Source organism: Herbidospora daliensis (assembly GCF_001570585.1).
Taxonomy (GTDB): Bacteria; Actinomycetota; Actinomycetes; order Streptosporangiales; family Streptosporangiaceae; genus Herbidospora; species Herbidospora daliensis.
The window spans coordinates 1,230,722-1,253,379 of the sequence record NZ_BBXF01000001.1 but is presented as its reverse complement, the minus strand read 5'-3'; the positions used below and the strand labels follow the sequence as shown (position 1 = coordinate 1,253,379).

24 protein-coding genes and 1 pseudogene are annotated in these 22,658 nt (G+C 71.7%); 12 read left to right on the top strand and 13 right to left on the bottom strand.

Annotated elements, in window-relative coordinates; translation table 11 throughout:
- Positions 1-4 precede the first annotated feature (4 nt).
- The 10 genes and pseudogenes from AW274_RS05020 to AW274_RS04975 form a co-directional block, all read right to left on the bottom strand.
- Positions 5-337 carry a hypothetical protein gene (locus AW274_RS05020; protein WP_062429776.1) on the bottom strand — a complete coding sequence of 111 codons (333 nt, stop codon included), beginning with the start codon at positions 335-337 and terminating at the stop codon, positions 5-7.
- Positions 334-1,431 (bottom strand): alpha/beta hydrolase family protein, encoded by a 1,098-nt coding sequence (locus tag AW274_RS05015; protein WP_062429774.1) that lies wholly within the window; start codon positions 1,429-1,431, stop codon positions 334-336. The genes AW274_RS05020 and AW274_RS05015 overlap by 4 nt, the downstream gene beginning before the upstream one ends.
- On the bottom strand, positions 1,428-2,735 hold the full coding sequence (locus tag AW274_RS05010; protein ID WP_062429772.1) for a S41 family peptidase: 1,308 nt from the start codon (positions 2,733-2,735) through the stop codon (positions 1,428-1,430). The genes AW274_RS05015 and AW274_RS05010 overlap by 4 nt, the downstream gene beginning before the upstream one ends.
- Entirely contained in the window at positions 2,732-3,781 is a 1,050-nt protein-coding gene (locus tag AW274_RS05005) for an ABC-2 membrane transporter-related protein (protein WP_062429770.1), read from the bottom strand. The genes AW274_RS05010 and AW274_RS05005 overlap by 4 nt, the downstream gene beginning before the upstream one ends.
- Positions 3,778-4,656 carry an ABC transporter ATP-binding protein gene (locus AW274_RS05000; RefSeq protein ID WP_062429768.1) on the bottom strand — a complete coding sequence of 293 codons (879 nt, stop codon included), beginning with the start codon at positions 4,654-4,656 and terminating at the stop codon, positions 3,778-3,780. Before AW274_RS05000 ends, AW274_RS05005 begins: the two co-directional genes overlap by 4 nt.
- Positions 4,653-5,048 (bottom strand): GntR family transcriptional regulator, encoded by a 396-nt coding sequence (locus tag AW274_RS04995; RefSeq protein ID WP_062429765.1) that lies wholly within the window; start codon positions 5,046-5,048, stop codon positions 4,653-4,655. The genes AW274_RS05000 and AW274_RS04995 overlap by 4 nt, the downstream gene beginning before the upstream one ends.
- A gap of 48 nt (positions 5,049-5,096) precedes the next feature.
- Complete coding sequence (locus AW274_RS04990) at positions 5,097-6,299, bottom strand: M28 family peptidase (protein WP_062429763.1); 1,203 nt, start codon at positions 6,297-6,299, stop codon at positions 5,097-5,099.
- Positions 6,280-8,460 carry an NACHT domain-containing protein gene (locus AW274_RS04985; RefSeq protein ID WP_062429761.1) on the bottom strand — a complete coding sequence of 727 codons (2,181 nt, stop codon included), beginning with the start codon at positions 8,458-8,460 and terminating at the stop codon, positions 6,280-6,282. Before AW274_RS04985 ends, AW274_RS04990 begins: the two co-directional genes overlap by 20 nt.
- 70 nt (positions 8,461-8,530) lie before the next feature.
- Positions 8,531-8,968, bottom strand: a pseudogene (locus AW274_RS38890) (DNA alkylation repair protein); the annotation flags it as partial.
- A 43-nt stretch (positions 8,969-9,011) separates the two neighbouring features.
- Positions 9,012-10,505 carry an alkaline phosphatase PhoX gene (locus AW274_RS04975; RefSeq protein ID WP_062429758.1) on the bottom strand — a complete coding sequence of 498 codons (1,494 nt, stop codon included), beginning with the start codon at positions 10,503-10,505 and terminating at the stop codon, positions 9,012-9,014.
- A gap of 123 nt (positions 10,506-10,628) precedes the next feature.
- On the opposite strand from AW274_RS04975, the gene AW274_RS04970 reads away from it, so the two are divergent.
- From AW274_RS04970 to AW274_RS04960, 3 genes are all read left to right on the top strand, one after another.
- The gene (locus AW274_RS04970; RefSeq protein ID WP_062429755.1) at positions 10,629-12,734 is read left to right on the top strand and encodes a TerD family protein; all 2,106 of its coding nucleotides are present in this window, start codon (positions 10,629-10,631) and stop codon (positions 12,732-12,734) included.
- 116 nt (positions 12,735-12,850) lie between these two features.
- Entirely contained in the window at positions 12,851-13,759 is a 909-nt protein-coding gene (locus AW274_RS04965) for an RNA polymerase sigma factor (protein WP_062429753.1), read from the top strand.
- A gap of 98 nt (positions 13,760-13,857) precedes the next feature.
- Positions 13,858-14,715: an alpha/beta fold hydrolase gene (locus AW274_RS04960; protein WP_198169013.1), complete on the top strand. Its 858-nt coding sequence runs from the start codon at positions 13,858-13,860 to the stop codon at positions 14,713-14,715.
- On the opposite strand, the gene AW274_RS04955 is transcribed toward AW274_RS04960, so the two are convergent.
- Complete coding sequence (locus AW274_RS04955; RefSeq protein WP_062429749.1) at positions 14,690-14,989, bottom strand: nucleoside triphosphate pyrophosphohydrolase; 300 nt, start codon at positions 14,987-14,989, stop codon at positions 14,690-14,692. The genes AW274_RS04960 and AW274_RS04955 overlap by 26 nt on opposite strands.
- A 144-nt stretch (positions 14,990-15,133) precedes the next feature.
- Between AW274_RS04955 and AW274_RS04950 the strand changes: the two genes are divergently transcribed.
- A complete protein-coding gene (locus tag AW274_RS04950; protein ID WP_062429747.1) occupies positions 15,134-15,670 on the top strand; it encodes a hypothetical protein in 537 nt (178 codons plus the stop codon).
- A 25-nt stretch (positions 15,671-15,695) separates the two neighbouring features.
- Here the strand turns inward: AW274_RS04950 and AW274_RS04945 are convergent, their stop codons facing one another.
- Positions 15,696-16,067, bottom strand: coding sequence for a DUF5997 family protein (locus tag AW274_RS04945; protein WP_062429745.1), 372 nt, complete (start codon positions 16,065-16,067; stop codon positions 15,696-15,698).
- A 32-nt stretch (positions 16,068-16,099) separates the two neighbouring features.
- Between AW274_RS04945 and AW274_RS04940 the strand changes: the two genes are divergently transcribed.
- The gene (locus AW274_RS04940; RefSeq protein WP_063813071.1) at positions 16,100-16,828 is read left to right on the top strand and encodes a LysR family substrate-binding domain-containing protein; all 729 of its coding nucleotides are present in this window, start codon (positions 16,100-16,102) and stop codon (positions 16,826-16,828) included.
- A 39-nt stretch (positions 16,829-16,867) separates the two neighbouring features.
- On the opposite strand, the gene AW274_RS04935 is transcribed toward AW274_RS04940, so the two are convergent.
- A complete protein-coding gene (locus AW274_RS04935; RefSeq protein WP_062429741.1) occupies positions 16,868-17,452 on the bottom strand; it encodes a DUF4352 domain-containing protein in 585 nt (194 codons plus the stop codon).
- Between the two features lie 974 nt (positions 17,453-18,426).
- Between AW274_RS04935 and AW274_RS04930 the strand changes: the two genes are divergently transcribed.
- From AW274_RS04930 to AW274_RS04900, 7 genes are all read left to right on the top strand, one after another.
- Positions 18,427-19,083 (top strand): hypothetical protein, encoded by a 657-nt coding sequence (locus AW274_RS04930; RefSeq protein WP_157519772.1) that lies wholly within the window; start codon positions 18,427-18,429, stop codon positions 19,081-19,083.
- Between the two features lie 1,040 nt (positions 19,084-20,123).
- Positions 20,124-20,537, top strand: a complete 414-nt coding sequence (locus tag AW274_RS04925; protein ID WP_232319975.1) for an Asp23/Gls24 family envelope stress response protein — start codon at positions 20,124-20,126, stop codon at positions 20,535-20,537.
- Between the two features lie 65 nt (positions 20,538-20,602).
- Positions 20,603-20,890 carry an Asp23/Gls24 family envelope stress response protein gene (locus tag AW274_RS04920; protein ID WP_062429735.1) on the top strand — a complete coding sequence of 96 codons (288 nt, stop codon included), beginning with the start codon at positions 20,603-20,605 and terminating at the stop codon, positions 20,888-20,890.
- Positions 20,887-21,072, top strand: coding sequence for a hypothetical protein (locus AW274_RS04915; RefSeq protein ID WP_062429733.1), 186 nt, complete (start codon positions 20,887-20,889; stop codon positions 21,070-21,072). The genes AW274_RS04920 and AW274_RS04915 overlap by 4 nt, the downstream gene beginning before the upstream one ends.
- Positions 21,073-21,119: 47 nt before the next feature.
- Entirely contained in the window at positions 21,120-21,395 is a 276-nt protein-coding gene (locus AW274_RS04910; RefSeq protein WP_157519770.1) for an Asp23/Gls24 family envelope stress response protein, read from the top strand.
- Positions 21,370-21,984: a DUF6286 domain-containing protein gene (locus AW274_RS04905; protein ID WP_157519768.1), complete on the top strand. Its 615-nt coding sequence runs from the start codon at positions 21,370-21,372 to the stop codon at positions 21,982-21,984. The genes AW274_RS04910 and AW274_RS04905 overlap by 26 nt, the downstream gene beginning before the upstream one ends.
- Entirely contained in the window at positions 21,981-22,577 is a 597-nt protein-coding gene (locus AW274_RS04900; protein ID WP_062429727.1) for an Asp23/Gls24 family envelope stress response protein, read from the top strand. The genes AW274_RS04905 and AW274_RS04900 overlap by 4 nt, the downstream gene beginning before the upstream one ends.
- Positions 22,578-22,658: the final 81 nt, after the last annotated feature.

Genomic DNA, 22,658 nt, shown 5'->3' with positions numbered 1-22,658 from the left:
CCGCCTACGCGCCGTCGGGCCGCCAGGCGGTGAGGTCCTTCCTCGACCAGAGGGGGCCGGAGGCCAGGTCGTACACGGCGGGTGGGAAGCCGGGCCGGGTGGTCAGGTCGCGCAGTTGTCCGGGCGGCACGCCGAGGGTCTCGGCCGCGCCCGCCGGGCCGACCAGGTCGGCGAGGCGTTCCAGGGCCAGCAGCAGGAGTTCGCTGTTGTCCCAGTCGAGGCGCCCCTCGGCGGCCAGTTCCAGGGCCAGCAGGTTCGCGTCGGCGGGATCGTGGCCGAGCGCGCGGGCGACGGCCTTGGCGGCGGCGAGGACCTGGTAGTTGCGGCTGCGCGTCATCCACTTGTCGTACCAGAGATGGGGGCCTTCCAGAGAGACTGCGGGCGGGACCTCAGGTGCTCGTCGAGGAACGCCGCCACGTAGGTGCGGGTGATCTCGGCCAGGCGGGCGGCGGTCGGCGCCCCCGCGAGCGGTTTCAGGCCGAGGGCCCCCTGCAACTGGGGGAGGTCGGTGAACGACTGGTGGTCGGCGCCGGTCACCGTGATCCAGTGTCTCCAGCCGGTCAGCAGTTTCCAGTCGCGGTCCCACGACCCGTCGCGGCCGCCCGGGGCGTGCTCGGGGGTGCCCATGAACAGGAAGGGGCGGTCGAGGCCGCCCGGGAGGCGGGCGTAGGTGGTGCCGTCGAGGTTGATCCCGGCGTCGATGCGCGGGTCGGCGGCCATCGCGGCCAGCGCGCTCGCGCCGCCGATCGACTGGCCGGCCATGGCGATGCGGGTGCGGTCGATCAGGGCGGGTTTCCGCTTCAGGAGTTCGTCCAGGACGAAGGAGACGTCGGCCGCGCGGATGCCGACGACGCCCGCGCCGAAGCCCGGATCGGTGTCGCTGTCGCAGGCCAGGCACTCGGCGACGGTGCCGTCGGCGAGCGTGGTGGCGTGGTTCTCGTAGGGGTGGTCGACGCCCGCCACCACGTAGCCCCGGCTGGCCAGGTCCTCGGCCAGCGACGTCAGGCTGCTGACCGGTTTGGTGAAGCCGGGCGACAGCACCACCAGGGGGAAGCGGCCGGTCGCGGGGGCGTTCGTGGTGGCGTGCACGACCGTCCTGCTCAGGATGTCGGGCGGGACCGCGGCCGCGCCGGTGCCCGCCAGCGTGAGTTCCGACTCCCGGGGGCTCATGTACGCCGCCCGCTCGCCCTCCCCCTCGCCACTCGGGTACCACAGGGTCACCCGCAGCTCCCTGGCCTCGGCGTCGAGGTTCCACGGGTCGGGCCGGGAGCCGTCGGTCAGGTGCAGGACCGCCGTGCCGACCGGCCGGTCCCCGGTCGGGGCCGCGAGGGTGGCGGGTTGCGGCGGCGTCGGCGAGGGGGCGGCGGCGCGCGGCGGGGCGGGCGCGGAGCAGGCGGTCAGCAGGAGCAGCGCCGCGAGGGTTCGTCTCATCGTCTGTCCAGCAGGGTCAGGGCCTTGGCGAGCGCGGCGTCGCGGCCGGCCGCCGCGTCGCCGGGGGTCGCCGGGACGAAGTGGTGCGGCGCGACGCCGATCCGGTCGACGATCTCCCGGTTGGGGCCGAGATGGCGGCGGGTGGGGAAGGTCAGGACGGTGTTGTCGCGGAGCAGGAACGGCTGCCCCGGGCCGGAGATCACCCCGGCCGTGCGGACCCCGACCAGCAGCCCGGCCGCGTGGTCCTTGACCGCCGAGCTGAAGTGCTCGCACGCCGACGCGCACCCCCGGTCGACGAGCACCACGAGGGGCAGGCCGACCAGTTCGACCGTGTCGTCGGTGTGGCCCGTTTCGCACCGGCCGCCGGCCGTGCACAGATAGGAGGTGACCTTCCCGTGGACGAACGCGCTCACCAGCCGGGTCGCCTCGATCGGGCTGCCGCCGCCGTTCCCGCGCAGGTCGAGCACGATCCCGCGCACGTCCCGGCCGGCGCGCAGCCGGGTGATCGCCCGGAACACCCGGTTCGCCGAGTCGGGGGAGAAGCCGCGCATCCGTACATGGACCACCTCGTCGTCGATCAGCCGGGACCGGACCGTCTGCAGCGTGGCCAGGTCACGCGGATAGAGGCCGGGGGTGAGGGTGACGCTCCAGCGGCGCTCGCCGCGCCGCAGGCGCAGCTCGACCGGCCGGGCGTCGGGGAAGCGCGGCCGCAGCACGTCGACGTCGTCGACGTTCTCGATGACGTCGCCCGGCCGCAGCCCCGCCTTCCGGGCCGCGCCGCCCTCCACCTCGGCGACGAACAGCGGGTCGCCGTCGTCCACCTGGAAGCCCAGCCCGTAGCCGTCGCCGTCGTAGTAGCCGGGCGGGCGGCCCGCGCCGCGCGCCCAGTGGGCGTGGTTGTCGTCGAGCGCCGCCACCATGGCGTCGAGCGTGACCTCGGCCAGGTCGGCCCGGTCGGTGACCTTCCGGTACGCCGCCTCGAACGCCGCCCAGTCGGCCCGCCGGTCGCCGGTCAGCGCCGGCAGGTCCGTCGAGGCCCCGGGCAGCGCGCGGGTCAGCGCGGCGAACCCGGCGACGAGCAGGTCGCGCGAGTCCATGGCGGGGGCCCGCCAGTAGTTCGCCAGGATGCAGAAGTAGGCCTGCTCGACGACGTCGATCGTGGCGGGGGTGCGCTCGCGCGGCGGGCCCTGGGGCTCCCCGCAGGCGGTGTCCTCCGGGGCGCCCGCCTCGATCCGGGGCGGGTCGGGGGTCGTACAGGCGACCGCGAGCAGGAGCAGCAGCCCCGCCGCCACGGCCCTGGTCATGACAGCCGTCTCCGGAGCAGCCAGAAGGAGAACCAGGTCAGACCGAGGGTGAGCCCGGCGTAGATGCCGGTCTCGATCCACTGGAACGGCCAGAACCGCTCGATCGGGTGGTAGAGCGCCCGCTGCCGGTAGCCCAGGGCGTTGATCTCGGCCCAGCAGGCGTCGAGAGCCGCGCCGCCGCCCTGCGGCGAACACGGCCCCGACGTGCCCGACGCCGCGACCGGCGCGTCCTGGCCGTCGCCCGCGATCACCCTCCCCGACGGGTCGAGCAGCACCGACGAGAGCACCCACGCGCCGGCCGCGCCGGGCACCGCCGGCTGGACGGCGATGCGGACCTCGCCGCCGCCCTGCTGGACGTGCAGCCCGCCCACGTTGACGCGGCCCAGTTCGTGGGTCGCCGTGACCGGCGTCATGAAATGGGGCCTGACCAGCGTCGGCATCGCCACCTGCACGGCCACGAAGACGACCAGGGTGAGCGCCATGGCGGTCAGCGTGCGCCGCACCAGCATGCCGACGGTCACCCCCAGCACGAACGCGAACGCGGCATACCCCATCGGCGCCACGCCGCGCGCGCCGAACACCACCGGCGTCATCTGCGCGAGCTCCGGCATGGCCGAACTGTCGAGCGGGCGCGACCACCAGGTGACGACCAGCCCCGCGACGCACGCCATGGCCACCGCGACCAGCCCGATGAAGCCCAGCTTGACGGCCAGCCAGCGCGCCCGGCTGACACCCTGGTTCCAGACCAGCAGGTGGGTGCCCGCCTCCAGCTCCCGGGTGATCAGCGGCGCGCCCCAGAACAGCCCGATCAACGCCGGCAGCGCCAGCAGCACGAAGCCGACCAGCACGAAGAGGAGCTGGTGTTCGCCGAAGAAGCGGTCGAAGAACCGGTCGCAGGTGTCGTCGGCCACACACGCCGCGACCCCCTGCGCGTAGCGGTCGGCCAGGTCGGGCCCGGTCAGCGCCAGCACCGCGGCGCACACGGCGAGCAGCGCCGCCGTCAGCACGGCCGAGCTGCGGAACTGCCGCCAGGTCAGCCAGATCACCGCAGCACCTCCAATCCGGCCCGGCGGCCGGCGGCCGGCCGCCGTTCCATGTACGCGAGCACGAGGTCCTCCAGGGTGAGCGGGGTGACGACCCAGGCCGGGTCGAGGATCGGCTCGTCGGTCCGGATGACGTAGGTGCTCTGCCGGTCGGTGTGCCGGGCCGAGACGACGTACTGGTCCGAGGGCAGCCGGTCGGGGTCGCGGCGCGGCCCGGTCAGGCGGTGGTGGCTGCCGAGGAGCGCGTCCACCTCGCCCGCCACCCGCACCCGCGAGTCGACGAGCACGATGAGGAAGTCGCAGACCCGTTCGAGGTCGGCGATCAGGTGCGACGACAGGACGACGCCGAACTCGTCGGCCGCCGTCGCCTCCATGAGCCCCTGGAGGAACTCGCGGCGCGCCAGCGGGTCGAGCGAGGCCACCGGCTCGTCGAGGATCAGCAGCTCGGGCCGCTTGGCCAGGCCCAGCGTAAGGGCCAGCTGGGCCCGTTCGCCGCCCGACAGCTTCCTGGCCTTCCGCTTCGGGTCGAGCTCCAGCCGGGCGATGCGGTCGGCGGCCAGCCGGGCGTCCCAGGTCGAGTTGAGCCGGGCCCCGAGCGTGAGGTGGTCGGCGATCGTGAGCCCTGCGTAGACGGGGGTGTCCTGGGCGACGAAGCCGACCTGGGGGCTGGTGCCCGGCTCCTCGCCGAGGACGCGCAGCTCGCCCTCCGAGGGGGTGAGCTGCCCGCTGGCCAGCTTCAGCAGGGTCGTCTTGCCCGCCCCGTTGGGCCCGACCAGGCCGGTGACGTGGCCCTTCGGGATCTCCAGGGTGCAGTCGCGCAGGGCCCAGCGACGCCCGTAACGTTTGCCCAGCTGCTGGGCCTGTAAGACGGGGGTCACGCGATGTCCTCCTGGCCCGCCGCACGGAACGTCGTCATGAACAGGGCCTCGATCGACTCGTCGTCGAGCCCCGCCTTACGGGCCTTGGCGAGCCAGCGCCGCAGGTCCTGCCGGAGCGGCGCCTGGGCGGCCCGGCTGGAGGCGTCGGTGAGGGTGCGCGTGACGAACGTGCCCACCCCCGGCCGGGCCGCCGCGAGCTCCTGGTGTTCGAGCTCGCGGTAGGCCTTCAGGACGGTGTTCGGGTTGATGGCGAGCTGGGCGACGACCTCTTTGACGGTCGGCAGCTGGTCGCCTTCTCGCAGCAGGCCGAGCCGCATGGCCTGTCTGACCTGGTGGACGAGCTGCAGGTAGGACGAGACGCCCGACCTGCCGTCCAGATGGAACTCGATCACGGTAGCGCTCCATTTATCTAGTCTCCTAGTACTTTAGGAGTCTAGTTGTTAAGCGCGCATAAGGCCGAGCCGGCGGATGACGTGCTCGGCCAGTCCGGCGGCCGCGGTCACGCTGTCCAGGTCCACGTTCTCCGGGACGTCGGACCCCAGGTGGTAGTGGGTGATCAGCCGGTCGCGGTCGACGGAGACGATGGTCGCGACCGGGAATCCGTACCGGCGCGGGACCTCGCTGTCGGTGCTGTTGCGCGAGCGCAGCCCGCGTGTCAGCGGCACCCCGATCTCCTGTGCGCAGCGCGCGACGACGTCCAGGAAGGGCCGCGGATAGTCCCGCATCCGCACCGGGCCCTCGCCTTCGAGCAGCACCAGCCGTCCCGATCCGACGCTTTCGAGGTTGATGAAGTACGTCTCCGGGTCGAGACCCGCGAAGTGGCGTCGCGCGAACCCGCGGACGCCCTCCTGGAGCGCCTCCTCGGCCCCGGCGGAGACGAGGACGACCTGGACACCCGGCGGCGGGTCGTGCCGCAGCGAATCGGCGACGCAGACCAGGGCCGCCACCCCCGACAGGTTGTCGTTGGCCCCGGGCACGGCCGGCCGGCGGGCGACGTCGGCCAGCACGGCCAGGTTCACCGCGGTCAGCGCCATCCCGGCGCGCCGGAGCGCCCGGCCGTCCCGGAGCGCGCCCAGGGCGATCAGCGCGGGCCCCAGGATCACCGGCCACCAGATGGGCGGGCTCGTGCGGACGGAGGCGAAGAACCGGGGGAACCGGCGGATCAGCAGGCGCACCACCCGCTGGTCGAAGATCACCCCGGAGGGGGCGGCGTCGTGGTGGGCGAGCACCACCACCGTCCGCTCCGCCGACCGGTCGCCCCCGAAGGCCACCACGTTGTGCGCGCGCCGATGCGGGATCGCCGCGCGCCGGAACCACCGCGCCCCACCGGCGACGTCGTCCGCGATCATCGCCGCCGCGAGCCCGGCGACGACCCCGCCCGCCCTGCGGGCGCCCGGGAGGCGCCCGGCCAGCAGCCCGGCCGTCAGCCCGGCCAGGCACAACGCGCCGATCGGCGCCGCGTAGGACGCCGTGGCCCTCTCCTGCTCGACGTCCGCGTCGTAGCCGAGCGCGGAGAGCCGCGCGGCGAGGGAGGCGGCGACCTGTGCCTCGCCCCGCGAGGTGGGCAGGCGCGGAACGCCGGCGTAGGCCCGGATCACCTCGTCGGCGAGCGCCCGCCGCCGGTCAGTCCGTTCGCGGTCCACCCGTCCCCACCAGCCGCTCGTCGTCGTGTTTCGCCAGGTGTTCCTGCAGGCGTACGTGCCGGAACTGGTAGACCGCCCCGGCACGGCGGAGCAGCCCGCGCTTGTGGGTGTCGTCGAGGAAGGCCATGAACCGCCAGGGCAGCCGGCCGAGCAGGGCCAGCCAGCACTTCGCCACCACGAAGCGGCCCCAGACGGACGCCGCGATGCCCATGTGGTGGTCGGCGACCGCGTAGCCCAGCCCGAAGACCAGCGCCGGGACCAGGGCGGCCTCCAGACCGTACGCGAACGTGTAGGCGATGCCCGTGGTCACGAAGAGGATGACGCCCAGGGTCAGGCTGCGCGCGACGGCGGCCAGGCGCTCCGCGCGCCGGGTCGAGCGGGGGCTCAGGGCGCGGGTGACGTCGGCCGAGACGTCCAGCCACATGTTGAGGCCGTCGATCAGGCCGAAGGCGAGGCCGACGATGACGCCGACCAGCACCCCGAACCACGACGACGAGATCGCCCAGGCCGTCATCCCGATCCCGGCCCCGATGGTGAAGCCGATGGCGACGTGCCGCAGGAACGCCGCCACCCCGCGCCGGGAGACGAACCTCACCTCGCTGGGCACGATCCGCGTCCTGATGGTGAAGTAGCCGTCGGCGAGGCCGACCGCCAGGCCCAGGCCGACGCCTTCGGCCACGGCGACGTACAGGCCGCCGGTCTGGTACTGCAGGAAGCCCTGGTAGAGGCCCGCGACCAGGGCCACCACCCGGCCCGCCGCCAGGCCGAGCCGGTGTTCCAGGGGAGCCTTCTCGCCGGCGCCCATCACGGCCGCGACGAGACCGCGCTTCGGGAGGAGCCGGGCGACGGGACGCCTCAGGAGTCCCTCGACCGTCCACCGCTCCAGCCGCGGGTTGGCGCCCAGCACGAGCACGGCGGCGGCGAAGACCAGCGCCGCGACCGGGCCGAAGACGAACCCGACGACGCACGCGCCCGCGGCGGCGGCCGGCAGGTGGACGACCACCGGCGGAGCCGCCGCCTCCAGGTGCCACCAGGCGATCCCGAGACGGGTCTGGCCGGTGAGCACGCGGGCCAGGAACGTCAGCCAGATCCGGATGTCCTCCGCCGGGGGATCGCGTCTCCGGTCGGGGTAGGTGGCCCGGATCAGCTCGCCGAGCAGGTGTTTCTCCACCCGGGCGACCGAGTCGAGACGCCGGTCGAGCAGCGCCGCCGGGTCACCCGGCTGGTCTCCGTAGATGGTGCGGGCCAGCGCGACCATGAGCGGAGAGCGCAGCGCGGTCGCCACGGGGCCGTCCGGACCGGACCTCAGCTCGGCGAAGACCGGGTTCCACCGCCGGATGCGCGGGCCCGGAGTGGCGGCCCGGAGGTACTCCTCCACCATCTCGACCGTCAGCGGCTGGAGCAGCACCGCCGCCGCGCCGGTGACGACGTCGCCCCTGCCGATGGCGGCGTGGTACTCGTCGAGCCTGCTGGTCAGGATGACCGGACGGTCGCGGCCCAGCCAGGCGTTCACGTCGCTGATCGCCTGCGGCCGGGAGGGTTCGGCGAGTTCGTCGAGGCCGTCGAGCACGGGCAGGATCAGGCCCTCGTCCAGGAGGCGGCGGGCGATCTCCCTGGCGTCCCGCAACGAGGGCGACGCGAGCTGGTACCCCTCCGCGAGCTGCCCCACGAGCCAGTCGGCCAGCCTGGTGGTGTCGGGGCTCCAGGTGTTCAGCTGGACGAGCACCGGCACCGGCCGGCCGGGCTCCCACCGGTCGAGCAGGTCGAGGAGCAGGGTGAGGGCGAGCACCGACTTGCCCGACCCCAGCGGCCCGAGGATCACCAGGCGCCTGCTCGGCAGACTCTCGTAGAAGTCGGCCACCCGGCTCAGGTCGCCCGAGAGCGGCACCTCCAGCCGCTCGACCCGCCGGCCCCTGCCCCGGGGGCGGGGCAGCGCGTAGGTCGGGTCGGTGAGGTCCTCCTCCTTCAGCCAGCTCACGTTCAGCGGCCACGGATCGTCCAGCCGCCGCAGTTCCGCCTCGGTCTTCCACTGGTTGCGGACGGCGTCGGCGAGCCGCCGGGCCACCTGCTCCAGCCAGCCCGACTCCCCGTCGCCGGCGGCGATCTCCGCGACCTTGCGCGCGGTCTTCGACGAGTGGCGTTCCAGCTGCGCGGCGAGCACCCCGCCGACCGCGGTCGGGGGCGTCCCGCATCCCGGCCTCGATGGTGTCGAGCAGGCCGGGCAGGTCGAGGACCTGCGGCCGCTTCGTCACGTTCTCGGTGGTCAGCGCCCAGCCGGCGCTCGCGACCACCGGGTCGGGGTCGGCCGTCCAGAGCAAGCGCAGCTGCTCGGAGCAGGGGTTCTTCTTCACGACGTAGTTCACGAGCCAGTCGTGGACCTTGGGCGCGCGGGCCTCGCGCAGCATGGCGTCGAGCTCGGCGGCGTCGAACGCCTTCGGGCGGCAGATCAGCAGTGCCACCAGTCTCGCCGCGGTGTCGCCGGTCTCCCAGAGGCGGCGGGCGAGGTCGTGCTGAGTCTTCAGCCGCTTGGCGAGCGCGCGCAGCTTCCCGAGGTTGACGCCGTGGTCGTCGCCGTGCCGCTCGTTGACCGCTCGCGCCCTCGGGTCGTCGAGCGCGGCCAGCTCGGCCAGCACCTCGGCCACCGTCGGGGCCGGTTCCTGTACGCCCATGACGCCACAGGATAACCACCGGCCCCGGCGGATTCACCAAGGGTCAGCGCAGGTAGTCCTGCCACGGGCCGGTGATGGCCAGCTGGATGCCCGGGGTCTGGATGTTCACGAACAGGACCTTGCCGTCGGGCGAGAAGGTCGGGCCGGTGAACTCCGAGTAGGTCGGCGCGCCGTTGCTGGTGCCGATCTGGACCATGTTGCGGGCGATCGCGTACGTCGGGCCGCCGGGGACCGAGCTGAGGACGTGGGAGGCGCGGACGCCGTCCTCGGCCAGGACCAGGGTGCCCCACGGGGTGACGGTCACGTTGTCGGGGCCGTCGAAGGTCATGTCGGCGAACTTGGGCGCCGGGCCCTCGCCCTCGGCGAACGCGTTGTGCGGGAAGTACGTGACCAGGGTGATGGTCTCGTCCTTGTAGTTGTAGAACCAGACCATGCCGTCGTGCTTGGCGGCGTCCGGGGGCAGGTCGGCGGTGGCGAAGGCGTAGCTGTTGACGATGTAGCAGCCCTCGCCGTTGCTCCAGACGCCCTCGAACTTCTTGCCGCGGGTGACGGTGCCGTCGGCGAACTGCTGGCGCGTCGGGACCGTCTTGGCGTCACGGTCGGGGACGGCGATCCAGGTCACCTGGAACGGACGGCCGAGCTGCGCCGAGGTGATGTAGGCGACGTCGGGGATGATCGTGCCGTCGTCCATGCGGATCTGCATGGCCTCGAGGGTGCCCTCGGTGTCGCCGAGCTCCTCGGCGAAGCCCTTCTCCAGCTTGCCCTGGGCCGCGGTCCACCGGTAGAAGAGGCCGTTGGGGCCGCTGGCGTCCTCGGAGAGGTAGACGCGGCGCTGCTTCGGCTCGACGGCCAGGGCCTCGTGGTCGTAGCGGCCGAACGCCTTGATCGGCTTGGGCAGCTGCGCGTCCGACGCGTCCGGGTAGACCTCGAACACGTAGCCGTGGTCCTTCTGGTAGACGCCCGACTGGCCGCCGCCCGACCACGAGGTGCCGGCCTTGTTCGAGTTCTCCTCGCAGGTCAGCCAGGTGCCCCACGGGGTGACGCCGCCGGCGCAGTTGCGGATGGTGCCGGAGATGCCGACCCACTGGCTCAGCAGGGCGCCGTTGGGGTCGGTGTTGACGACGGTGCAGCCGCCGGCCAGGGGCGCGCCCGGGTCGTAGACGGTGCCGGGGATGTGCGGGACGCCGTTGGCCGAACCCGGGCCGAGCTCGTGGTTGAGGATCAGCGTGTAGCCGGCGTGCTTCTGGCCGACGACGCCGGTGCCGTCGTGCAGGCCGGGCGTCTTGCCCTGGCCGAACGACATGTCGGTCTGGCCCTCACGGGTGACGATCCGGTACTGGAACCCTTCGGGCAGCGCGAGGATGCCGTTGGGGTCGTCCTTCAGCGGCGGGAACGGGCGCAGCGGACGCCCGGCGGTCCCGGTGCTGGTGGCGGCCGACGCCGGGGTCGCGCCAAGGGTCGGCAGCACGCCCCCGACGGCGAGGCCGACGGCGGTGGCGGCGCTTCCGGTGAAGATCTGGCGGCGGGAAATGCTCATTCGTAAACTCCTGCGGTACGGCCAAGGGGTGTCTCCCCGACCTGAAGATCTTGGGAGACCCACCTGAACCGCAGGTTGATTCCGCGTTGCCGCAGGATGCACCTCTTGTGTGATGCTGTGCCGATGGCATCGGAGAGCCTCATCATCACGCGCCGCCTCAGGGTGCCCGTCGACCTTCCGCAAGGCGAGACGGAGGGCGCGCCCGGGGCCGCCGCGGCCCGCCAGCTCGACGCGGCCCTGCTCAGCGTCGGCTTCGCCTGCTCCCCGGCGCTGCTCGCCCGGCTGGGCCGGCTGCCCGCCGGTGCGGTCGTCGATCTGGGGGTACGCGTCCTGGCGGCGGTCCGCACGCTGGTCGGCGACCACGTCCGGCACAACCCCTACTTCGTGGACTTCCCCAGGAACGTCCCCGACACGGTCGAGTTCTGGGCCGGTCTGCTGGCCGAGGCGCTGCGCGACCCCGTCGCCGCCGGCCGGGTGTCGCCCGGGAACCTGCTGACCCTGCCCGGCTACGGCGTCCACCGGCACAGCTACGCCGACCTGCTGGCGGCGCACGCCGAGCTCGTGCCGCTGGCCGGCGACCGGGTGACCGTGCTCGACCTGGGCGGCACCCTCGCCGCCGAGTCGGAGGCGCTGTTCGCCTCGCTGGCCGGGTCGGAGGTCCCCCTCTCGGCCGAGGACGTGACGCTGCTCCGCCGCCTGGCCGGGGTCTGCGCGGGGGAGCCGGGACGTATTCCCGTACGGGAGAACCGGGCCGTCGTGAACGAGGCCAGGCTGGCCGCCGGGCGGGCGCCGCTGGTCGACACCGTCACCGACGTGCTTCGGCTGGCCTGCGGCCTGTCGGGCGGCGACGTCACGCTGACCGATCCGACCCGGTTCCGGTCGTTCACCCGCGCCGAGCGGCGCGCCCTGCTGGCCGCCCTCGACGGCGTCGCGACCACGGCCAAACTGGGCGACGTGCCCCGCCACCGCGAGCAGTGGAAGCGCCTCGGCGAGCGGCTGCACGCCCACGACTACCCGAGGTTCCCGCAGGCCGGCCACGTCTTCGAGGTCGCCCGGGGCGAGCGCCCGGCCGTGAGCCTGCCCGGCCGGGTCGAGGTCGCCCTGGCGGCGGGCCGTACCGGCGAGGCCCTCCGGCTGCTGGGCAACAGCCCCGGCGCGCTGCTGCGCCGCCTCGACCACCTGCTGCGGTCGGGGGAGTCCCCTTCTTCGGTCCTGTACGCCGCCCGTCAGGCCGCCGGGAGCGCGTCCGGCCGGGTGCTGCTGTCGCTGCGCGAGCACCTGCAGAACCGCGCCGCCGCCTCCGCCCCCCGGATCTTCGCCAACCGGAACAGCCGCGCCTGGGTCACCCCCGACACCCGGCCCCCGCTCGACGGCGGCGTGATCGCCGAGGCGCTCGCCCTCCTCGACGAGGAGATCGGCCGCCGCCTGCCCGACCCGGGCGTGCTGGTCGTCGACGACGACGTGCTCGACGTCGCGCTGCCGCTGTCGGGCAAGGCGGTCGCGCCGGGGCTCGGCCTGCTGCCGCGCGGTTCGGTCGCGCCGATCGACGGCGAACTGCTGCGGTTCTTCGTCCACTGGCGCGAGAAGGAGCGCCCCACCGACTACGACCTGTCGGCGCTGATGCTCGACGCCGACTACGGCGACGCGCTGCACGTGTCGTGGACCAACTACCGCACCGGCTTCGCGTGGTACTCCGGCGACCTCACCGAGGCGCCCCACGGGGCGTCGGAGTTCGTCGACATCCGCCTCGCGCGGGCGACCCGCCCGATCGTCATCCCGCAGGTCGACGTGTTCAGCGGTGAGAGGTTCGACGACGCGGCCGAGGCGTTCTTCGGCTTCATGGTCCGCGGCGAGGACCAGCACGGCAGGCCGTTCGAGGCCCGCACGGTCAGGGCCAAGTCCGACCTGCGCGGCGCCGGCCGGATCGCCCTCCCGCTGGCGTTCCTCCGCGACGAGGCCGGCGGCTGGCGGGCGAAGTGGCTGCACCTCTATCTGAAGGGCCACCCGGCCTTCAACCGGGTGGAGGCCCACCGGCTGACCACGAGCCTGCTGGTGCGCTCGATCGTCGAACGCGACTACCTGCGCGTCGGCTACCTGGTCGACCTGATGCGCGCCAAATCCTCGGCGACCGACCGGGTGACCTGCATCGGCCTGGCCGCGCCCGCCGACCCGCCGCCGGGCGCCCGCGTGATCACCCTTACGACCCTGCACGAGCTGATCCCCGGCTGATACGGTCGGGGTCGCGAGGCCATGGAAGACGCTTCCTTCTCAACTCATGGGCCTGCTAGCTCTTCCGCTTTCCTCGCTTTTGTCCGATTCGACGGCGTGCACGTACCCTTTCCCGGGTGGGCACGCCGTCGGACGCGGAACTGGTGCGGGCCGCCGTGACCGGCGACGTGACCGGTCTCGGCCTGCTCCTCTCCCGCCATCGGGCCGGCATGCTCGCCGTCGCGCTCGCCGTCCTGGGCCACAGTGCCGACGCCGAAGACGCCGTCCAGGACGCCATGCTCGTCGCCGTCCGGCGCATCGACGACCTGCGCGACCCCGACGCCGCCGGACCGTGGTTGCGGGCCATCGTCCGCAACGCCAGCCGGGCCCGGCTGCGCACCGCCGCCGCCGTCCCCCTCCCCGAGCTCCCCGCGCGGGAGCCCACCCCCGAGGAGCTGCTGGAACGCCGGGCGCTGCGCGACTGGGTCTGGCACGCCGTGAACGACCTCTCCGAGCCCGTCCGCCTGGTCGCCCTGCTGCGCCACTTCAGCGACGTCACCTCCTACGACCAGATCGCCGCCCTGTGCGAGGTGCCCGTCGGCACCGTCCGCAGCCGCCTCAGCCACGCCCGCGTCAAACTGGCGGAGGCCCTGCTGACCACGGCCGACCTGGCCCACGACGACGCCGCGGCGCTGACCCTGGCCCGCCGCCGGGAGGCCGAGGAGATGCTCGCGGCGGCCCAGCGCGGCGCGTTCGCCGACGTCGTGCGCGACCACTGGCGTCCCGACGCCGAGTTCGTCGGCCCGGGCGGCGAGCGCGCCGACGACGACCGCGCCTTCGCCATCAGGGGCATGGAGGCCGACCTGACGGCCGGGGTCCGGCAGCGCCTGGTCGACGTGGTGGCCGGCCGCGACCTCACCATCTGGCGCGCCGACCTGATCAGCCCGCCCGACGCCCCCGGGCACTGCCCGCCCAGCCTGGTGTGGCTGCACCACCTCCGCGAGGGCCGCGTCCGGCGGCTGCGCCTGTTCCACCCCGTGACGTAGACCACAGGGCCACGACCGAACTTTCCGCCCGGTTTCCCCCATCACGTTCACGTCAGCCGGGCCCCGTCAGGGCCCGGCACGGAACGTTAGGGATGACGATGACCCACGAGATCACGGTGGACGGCGTCCGCCAGGTCTTCCACGTCGCGGGAACCGGCCCGGTGTGCGTGGTGCACTCGGGCGGCCCCGGCATCGACTGGAGATACCTGCGGCTGCCCGCCCTGGAAGAGCACCTGACCATGGTGTACCTCGAACCGATCGGCACCGGAACCTCCGGCCGCCTCGACGACCCGCGCGACTACCGGCTCGACACCTACGCCCGGTTCGTCCACGGCGTCGTCGAGCACCTGGACGCACCGTCCGTCTTCCTCCTCGGCCACTCGCACGGCGGCTTCGTCGTCCAGCGCTACGCCCTCGACCACCCCGAGCGCGTCGCCGGCGCGATCCTCTACTCCACCTCGCCCGTGACGGGCGAGGAGTTCTGGAGCGACGCGATGGCGAACATCGCCGCCTTCCCCCAGCGCCTCCCGCACCGCCCGGCCGCGGCCGAGATCCCGGCCGCCTTCCAGCGGGCGCTCGCGGCGCAGAGCGACGAGGCGTACACGACCTCGCTCCGGGAGATCCTCCCGGCGTACTTCGCCGACTACTGGACCGAGGAGGAGACCCTCGAACCGCTGCGCGAGGCCCTCACGGCGTGGATCGACCCGATGCGGAAGGAGGAGCCCCCGTTCGACGTGCGCGCCGACCTCGGCTCCCTCACCGTCCCGGTGCTGATCGTCTCGGGGGTGTACGACTTCTTCGGCGGGACCAGATGGGGCCGGCTGGCCGAGGAGCTCATCCCCGGCGCGCGGCTGGCGGTGCTGGAGGAGAGCGGGCACATGGGCCACCTCGAACAGCCGGAGGAGTTCGTCCGGGAGATCGTCTCGTTCGTCAGTGCAGATAGAGCCGTGCGCTGAAACCGCCACGTCGAGCGCGCTTCGCCTCGGCGACGCGCTCGACGTGCTCCCAGGAGTGCCCGTGGAGCTCGGCGACGGCACGCAGCACTTCGAGGAGGTCGGCGAGCTCCTCGGCGACCTCCTCACCGGAGGCGGCGGCGAGTTCGGCGGCCTCCTCGGCGAGCTTGTCGTGGAGGGCCCGCCGGTAGTCGTCGTCTTCGAGCACGGAGACGTCCGGGTCGCCGCCGTTGTGACGGATGAAGTGGGGGATGTTGTCGCGTACCAGCTTGCCCATGATCAGAGCCCTTCCCGACGCGACGCGGTGATCGCGTCACCGGACAGTGTGGCTGGTCGGCCTGTTCACCTGGCGACGGCCGGCGGCGTTGTCACCTTCGAAACGGGATGGCGGGGGTCGTCGGCCATCGACGATGCTGTGGCGATGTCGACGGCGCTGACCGTGGAGAAGTACGAGCGGACGATCGCCCGGTTGCGCGGCAGGCGCATCCGGAAAGTCGCCTACCACCCGCTGACGGTCGGCGACGACGGACACGACGTCGAAGACTGGGACTTCGGCGCCTGGCACCAGCCGACCATGGGTGTCGAACTGTCGACCGACGACGGCGCCCGCTATTCGGCGGTGTGGGGCAGCAGCTTCGATCACTATGGGCTCGAAGTCTTCCCCGAGCCGATGACCGCCCATCTGGTGATGAACGGGTCGGCGATGGTGGACGTGACCGAGCACCCGGGCTGGTCGCCGCTGGTCGGCAAGAAGCTGACCCGCACCGAGATCGTCTGGTCCGGAAACCACGTTCGAGTGCCCTACGCGATCCGGCTGTGCTCAAGAGACACGGTCGTCTGGATCGCCGCCGGACGGCCTGCGGATCGGCCGGAAGGCGGCTTCTACCTGGGCACGGACGACGTGATGGTCGTCCTCACCGTCGAGTCGGCGGAAGAGGTGGGAATCCCCGTCAGCTGACCCGGTCTTTTCGAGCAGACGGCGGTCAGCGCTGCTTGAGGCGGAGCGCCTCCTTGCGGGCCTCCTTCTGGACGGACCGCTCGTGCTCCAGCCACGCCGGGTTCTCCGCCTTCAGCGCGTCGATCTCGGCCGTGGTGAGCGGCTCGGTGATCCCGCTCCTGATCAGGCCGGAAATGGAGACGCCGAGCTTGGCGGCCACGACCTGCTTGGGGTGAGGGCCGTTGCGGCGCAGGTCGACCAGCCACGCGGGCGGGGACGACTGCAGCTCGTTCAGCTCGTCACGGGAGACGACGCCCTCCTGGAACTCGGCGGGCGTGGCCGACAACAGGACGTCCAGCTTCTTGGCCGCGGTCTCGGGCTTCATCGTCTGGACGGTCTTCGGTTTGGACGAGGTCATGGCCTCGAGAATAACGTCGATACGCTGGGGCGGTGACTGATGGGGAAGCCGCCAGGGAGTTCCGGCTGGCATACGCGCCCGGGGTGACGCCCGCGAAATGGGTCGGCGTCTGGACCGAGCGCATGCCCGACGTGCCGATCACCCTGCTCGCGGTCCCCGCCGCCAAGGCGGTGCAGCTCCTGCGCGACGGCGGCGCCGACGCCGCGTTCGTCCGGCTGCCCGTCGACCGCGAGGGGCTGAGCGTGATCCCCCTCTACGTCGAGACCACCGTGGTCATGGTCCCGAAGGACCACGAGGTCACCGCCGCCGACGAGGTGACCATCGCCGACCTGGCCGACGAAGACGTCTTCCATCCCCTGGACGACACCATCGCGTGGACGGTCCGCCCCGGTCTGCCCGCGTTCACCCGCCCGGACACGACGGCCGACGCGGTCGAACTCGTGGCGGCCGGCAGCGGCCTGCTGGTGATCCCGCAGTCGCTGGCCCGCCTCCACCACCGCAGAGACCTCACCTACCGCCCGATGGCGGACGTGCCCCAGTCGCAGGTCGCCCTGGCCTGGCCCACGGCCGCGACGACCGACCTGGTGGAGGACTTCATCGGCGTCGTCCGGGGCCGGACGGTGAACAGCTCACGAGGCCGCGCGGCCGACTCCCTGGCGGAGAAACCGGCGCAGCGGCAGGCCCGCAAACCGGCCCAGAAGAGTTCCGGCCGCAAGCCCGTCCCGGCCGCACGCAAGAAGAAGGGCAACAAGCCTCGGTGACCGGCCTCGTCTCAGGGCCGCGGATGAGGGTTCGCGGCGTCAGGAGATCGTCCACTCGCCCTTCTCGTCGGCGAAACCGCTGTTCAGCGCGAATTGAAGCGTCGCGAGTTCGGCGTCCTTGGAGACCTCGAAGAGGATCACGCCCTTACGCGAATCACCGGGATTGGCCGTGATCGACGAGAGGGTCACCCCCTCCTTCACCTCTCCGAAGGTCTGGCTGTACTGCTGGCCCTGGGTGTCGATCAGCTTGAGTCCGTTGCCCGGGGCATCGCTGTAGACGGCCGTCCCGGTGTTCTTCAGCTGCAGCTCGACCGCGACCCAGCGGGAACCCGCGTCCGGCTTGATGAAGTCGTTCGCCGGGGTGGCCGGATCGAAGACCTGACTGACGGTGGCGTCCACCTGCAGGTCGGAATCCATCCCGTGCAGGGTGACCGCCGAGCCGAGAGCCACCGGGCCGCCGGCCGGCGCGGGCTGACTCTCGGTCACGGGGGAGGTGGGCTCGCTCGTGGTCGGCTTGCGGTCGGGGGTGGCCAACGTCTCCCGCCCGGCGGACCTGTCGTCGACGTTCAGGATCAACGCGAAGCAGCCTCCGACGAGGAGCAGGAAGACGACCGCGGTGACCATGAGGATGGCGAGCGTGTTCGTCCGCTTGGGCGGTGGCGGGGGTGGGTAGCCGTAGCCGGGCGGCGGCCCGTAGAAGGGTTGTTGACCGTAGCCGGGCGGCTGGCCTCCAGGCGGGCCGTAATGCGGAGGCTGTCCTTGCTGCCCGTACGGATTCGACATCGCTTGCTCCGGGTGGATTCAGGTGTGCCCTGACATCGCACGCGGAGGCATCCGGCGTTACCTCGACGATGCCCGGACACCGCCTAGGAGGCTTGCGATTGATCAGCTATGGTCCGATTCCTCCGGGAGAATTTTCGCCCAATTCTCGGCGGAAATGGATATAGCCGATGTCGGTGAGAGCAGGGCGGTGGCATGGCCAATCGATCCGGCACCCGCCGAGCACGGCGGCACCTGCGGCATAGCGAGCCCTGATCCCATCGTCTCGCGATCGTGCCACGTCTCGTCTCGGGATCGTGCCTCGTCCTGACCTCGTCGACTACCTGGTGCTCTGCGACCCTCCGATCGTGCTGGTGGATCAACGAGGCCGGATACACGAACGGCGAGGTGTGGACGGCACCGTTCTCCGGAGGGGCCCGCTGGCACCGGAGCGGTGGCACTCGCAAGGTGGTCGACGACGATCGGTCGGACCAGGGGAATCCCGGGTGGCGAACGCCCCCCGGAAGCCGACTTGATGGGGTTAGCCAGCTTGTCGAATGCTTCGGATGATCGTGGGGACCTTATCGGTCCGGCGGGTAGCCGTGGCCCACGCGGTTCCATTTCCTAAGGTCCACGGGCCAGAGGAGGGCGAAGAACCTTCCTGAGAAGCGAGCGGCAGCGGTGGGGATGACGTGAGTGGAAGGTGCCATGTGCGTCTGGTCGCACCGGGTTCGCGCCGCCGCTGTCACCGGGAGCACTGCGGATGCACGCCCGATCCACCAGGTCGGCCGACGTCGAAGCCCTGCGGCGTGACGTCCGCTTGGACGAGTACCGGGGAAATGAGTAACCTGACGCCGGTGCCACGAACCTCCATTTTGGTCGCCGCCCTCGCGGTGTCGGCCTGCATTGCGAATGTCTCCCCGGTAAGCGCGGCTTCATCGTCGTCGGCGGGTGCCATTCACGCGTCGATTTCGGCCGAAGCGGGCCTGCTGCAGGCATCGCAAACCCTTGCCACGCCCAAGCAGACGGCCATCGATAAGACCAAGTCGCTGCTGACGACATTCTTCACCGACCAGCAGCTGTCCGGAATCCTGGACAGGCTGGCGGCAGACGTCTACGCCAACAAATCATTCAAGGACTCCTCCGCCACGCTCATCACCTCAGGTGGTCTCACCGCAAGTCAACTGTTGATCCTGGCGAAGCTGTCGAGCGGTTCAGGTTCCGGGGTTCCGCTGACGAAGGTGAACGCGGTCCTGGCCCGCCACTTCGAACCGTATTACAAGAAGATCAGTCAGCAGATTCTCGCGATGAAGAAAAGCGGGAAATCGCAATCGGAATGCGCCAAGCAGGTTCACGTGATGGTGGCCGGATATCTCACCAAAGCCAATGTCACACCGATCCTGAAAGACGTCAAAGCCGGTCTGACGTCAAGCGAGTGGCAGTACGTGAGACTTCACGGCGCCTCACTGCTTCTTTGGAGTAAATACGGGTTGTAGGGCCGTCTGGCCGAGGCGATTCGGCCTCTACGGAGAGGCCGAATCGCCTGGGTTCCTCGTAGCGGGACGGGGTAAAGCGACCGCCTCGGGTGGCGTGTCATCGCCTGTCGTCTCCGTGACGACTGGGGCGGGTCGGCGGCGAGCATCAGGCGGCCGAGCCGCCCTCACCGCCGGCCCATCGACCGCCCACTCGGGAGCACCGAACGGTCTCGGGGTCGGACTCGGGAGCATTGAACGGTCTCGGGAGCATTGAACGGTCTCGGGGTCGGACTCGGGAGCATTGAACGGTCTCGGGAGCATTGAACGGTCTCGGGGTCGGACTCGGGAGCATTGAACGGTCTCGGGGTCGGACTCGGGAGCATTGAACGGTCTCGGGGTCGGACTCGGGAGCATTGAACGGTCTCGGGGTCGGACACGGGAGCATTGAACGGTCTCGGGGTCGGACACGGGAGCACTGAACGGTCCCGGAGTCGGACACGGGAGCACCGAACTGTCTCGGGATTGGACTCGAAACACCGAACTGTCTCGGGGTTGAACTCGGAATCGCCGAACTGTCCCGGGATCGGATTGCGTGGACTGCCTTGGCTCGGCCGCGGGCCGGTGCTTGGAAGCGGCGGCGCGGACAGCGCCAGGCCTGGCATGCTTGCCGATCAGCGGATCGTGAGTCCCCCAAAGGGCTCGACGATCAGCGGCAGTAACCGTCATCGTCGAAGTCGGGTCCCCGAAGGGGAACTCTTGTGGCGACTGCCCGCAGGCGGGGTCGCGGTCGTTCCCTCGCCGAACTGAGGAAGACATGTTCGCGCGGTTCCCCTCACGGGACACGTGAAGCGCGAGAGATGCGCCTTCCCGGCGCGGACACCCCGGAAAAGCGCTTTGGCAAGTTGAGGCAGGTCCGTGACGCAACCTGACCCTGACCTTCATCCCTTCATTCATCAGGAGGGGTACTAAGGGAAGAAGGCAGCCAAACACCAATAAGGCTGTCAAAAAGGTCAAAGCGGGGGATTCGTATGACGGAAACCACTACGCCATCGGCCCAAACCATGCCCGTACCGCGAGAGCGCGTCCACGACCACGGCCACACCACCATCGCGGGGGACGTCGTCGCGAAGATCGCCGGCGTGGCCGCCCGGGAGATCTCCGGGGTCCACGACTTCGGCACCGGCCCGGCCCGCGCGTTCGGCGCGTTCAAGGGCAGGCTCGGCGCCGAGGAGGGCGTCACCCGCGGCATCGCCGTTGAGGTCGGGGAGCGCCAGGCGGCCGTCGACATCGATCTGGTCGTCGACTACGGCGTGGCCATTCCGGACCTCGCCGACGCGGTCCGGGACCACGTGATCACGGCCGTCGGGCAGATGTGCGGGCTCGAGGTGACCGAGGTGAACGTCGCGGTGGACGACGTCTACCTGCCGGGCCAGGACCAGTCCTCGGGCGGCAGGGAAGGCGCGCGGGTGCAATGACCAGGCGCAGGGGCCGTACGGCGGCTCCGCCGAAGCCGGGGGCCGCGCTCCGGACCGCTCCGGACGTGAGGCGGATCGCCGAGAAGACGGCCTCGTGTGCCGGCGTGGCCTCGCTCACCAGCGGTCCGTTCGGGACGGCCGCCACGTACCTTCCCGGCGGATCCGTGCCGGGGGTCCGCCTGCGCGATGAGGCGGTCGAGATCCACCTGGCCGTCCGGTACGGCAGGCCCATACCCGAGATCGTGACCAGGGTTCGCGAAGCCGTGGGCCCGCTGTCCGGCGACAGGCGTGTGGACGTGACGGTCGAAGACGTCGTCGACACCGAAGAAGCCAGGAAGGTAGGACGATCATGAACCAGTTCCCAGTTTGGACCATCGTCGGGCTCACGTTCGGCACGATCCTCGGAATCGTGGGCGCTTTCGGCGGCCTCAACGCCTTCCTCATCGTGCTCGTCCTGGGAGTCGTCGGCTTCTTCGTCGGGCTCGTCCTCGAAGGCGGCGTCCAGATGCCCAAGCTTCGGGTAAGGCGGCAGTGACCGCCACGGCCGGGCACGGCGCCACGACGGTCTCGGAGCGTGCGTTCGTGAAGATCGCCACGGAGGTGGCCGCCGACGACGACCGGCTCGTGGAGAAGCCGCACGTGGCGGCGTCCGTCAGCGGAGCCGTCGCCGCCGTGCGTCTCGGCATCGCCGTCCGCTACCCGGCGCCGGTGCGCCAGGTCGCGGCGGAGGCGCGCGAGCGGCTCATGAGCCGGGTGCGCGACCTGACCGGCATCGCCGTCGAGAACGTCGACGTCGACGTGGTCCGGCTCGTGCCGACACGGAGGAGCGGCTATGACGACTCTCCACACGGGAGCTGACCTCCCGGACACCCCCGAACCGGCCTCCCGCGCGTCCGCGCGGGGGAAGGGCGCGAGGCGCTTCCTGCGTCCCAGGCGGAAGGTGCCCGCGGCGATCGCCGCGTTCGTCCTGTTCGTCGTCGGGCTGCTGATCGCGGTCGGAACGATCTCGGCGCTGTTCGGCCACCCGGTGCGCATCGTGCCGTACGACCGCGTGGTCGACTGGGCCCGCGCCTCGACCTGGCAGGACGACGTGGTCATGGCGGCTGCCGCGGTCATCGGGATCGTGGGGGCGTTGCTGATCCTGATCGCGGCGATCCCCGGGCGAACCCGGCTGGTGGCGCTGCGCAGCGGCGAACCCGACATGATCATCGGCACGTCGCGGCGCATGCTGGCCAGGGTGCTCGGCACGGTCGCCGCCCAGGTGGACGGTGTACGCCAGGCGCGGGCGCGGATTCGCGGCCGGCAGGTGACCGTACACGCGGGCACCGACCTGCGCGACACGGCCGCAGTGCGCGAGCGCGTGCGAGACGCCGTGGAAGGCGAGCTGGCCAGGCTCGCGCCGGTCGGCCGCTACACGGTCAAGACCAAGGTGAGAGGTGCACCATGACACGAGGTAGGGCCTTCGGCCGGGGCATCGCGTGGGGCAACCGGACCGGCCTGGCGCTGCTCGGCCTGATCCTTCTCGCGGCGGGCGCCGTCGCCCTGGCGCTCGGCCTGGGCGTCTTCGGCGCGAACGCGGCCCGCGCGTCCCTGCTGCCCGGCATCGTCTCCGCCTTCGCCGGCTCCACGTCCTGGTTCTGGCCGGCCGTCGCCGCCGGGGGCTTCGTGCTGGGCGCCATCGGGCTGGGCTGGCTGCTCGCCCAGTTCCGGCTCGACCGGCTGAATCGTGTACGGCTGGAGTCGGGCCCGTCCGGGATCACCGAGATCGGCGCGAAACAGGCCGGCGAAACCCTCGCCGATCAGGTGAGCGCCTACCAGGGCGTGCGGCGCGCGCGGGCCTCGCTGCGCGGAAAGCCGGACGCACCCGCCCTCGACCTGCGGGTGACCTCACGAGATCCGGCACACCCGGACGCCCTGATCACCCGGCTCCACGACGAGGCGCTCCCCGACCTGCGGAGTGCGTTGGGGCTGGAACACCTGCCCGCCCTGATACGGCTCCACTTCGACCCGCGCCGCGGGCGGACCCGCGTGGTCCACTGAGAACCGGCTCGGCGACGAAGAAAGCCTCTCGCCTGTTTCGCAGGTGAGAGGCTCGACGTGGGCGGTACTGGGTTCGAACCA